Genomic DNA, 1,136 nt, shown 5'->3' on the forward strand with positions numbered 1-1,136 from the left:
ATTGATCTACAGCAGCGCTAACTTCACCGTAGCAGGCCTCACTGGCTTGCTGGCCGATGGCGATAACCGCACGGCGGTTCAGGTGGAACGAGCCTGACCGGCATTCAATATATAATTCACAAAAAAACCCGGTTCTGCCGGGTTTTTTTGTGGCAAAAAGGATATTGCTCTGAAATGGTCAGCGTCCATTGCGCAGGTATTTCTGCACCGCGTTATTATGTTCGCGCAGGGTGCGGGAAAAGTGGTGGCTGCCGTCACCACGCGAGACAAAATAATAATAATCGGAAGTTTCCGGGAAGACTGCGGCATAGAGAGCCGGGCGTCCCGGACTGGCAATAGGCCCGGGCGGCAAACCATAGATGATATAGGTATTGTAGGGGGTAGGGGTGTTCAGGTGACGGCGGGTAATGGTGCCGGAATAATCCTCGACGCCATAGATGACCGTCGGATCGGTCTGCAGGCGCATGTTGATCGCCAGGCGGTTATGAAACACCGAAGAGATCAACGGCATCTCTGCAACCACGCCGGTTTCTTTTTCAATCAGGGAAGCCAGGGTCACATGTTGATGTAGCGACAGTCCCAGTTGGCGCGCAGCTTCACGTTTTTCTGCGCTTAGGTTGAGCTGAAACTGCTCGACCATCATGCGCAGCAGGGCGGCTTCCGTCGTGCCCGGTACAAAGTGATAGGTTTCGGGAAAAAGATAGCCTTCCAGACTGTCGGCGTCAATCCCGAGGCTGGCGATAAATTCCTGATCACGCGCAAGTTGCCATAATCGAGCTGCCTCGCCATGTCCCGATTCGACAATCCGTTCAATAATCTGCTGCAGGTTAAAGCCCTCAGGAATAGTCAGATTGACCCGGTCGACATCGCCCCGTACCAGTCGCTGCAGAATGTTTTCTGCGGTGGCTGGTAGAGCAAAGGTGTAGTGCCCGGCCTGAATCTGTTGCTCCTGGTCGTGCCATTTGGCCAGCAGGCGCAGCAATAAGGCATGGCTGATGACCCCTTGTTCTTCAAGCTGGCGTGCTACTCGCTGCAGGCTGCGTCCCGGGGTGACCTCAAGGGTTACGGATTCAGGTGGGGTGACCGGGGTTGTCAGCAGCCACCAACCGCCAAGCGCTAATCCACAGCTGAGCAGA

At 55.1% G+C, this 1,136-nt stretch carries 1 protein-coding gene; it reads right to left on the bottom strand.

All coding sequences use genetic code 11. The annotated features are described in order from the left end of the window. Window positions 1-178: 178 nt before the first annotated feature. A partial coding sequence (gene mltG, locus AC6F7T_RS12745) for an endolytic transglycosylase MltG (RefSeq protein WP_500719403.1) occupies window positions 179-1,136 on the bottom strand: 958 nt, incomplete at its 5' end.

This window comes from Pelovirga sp. (genome assembly GCF_059864205.1).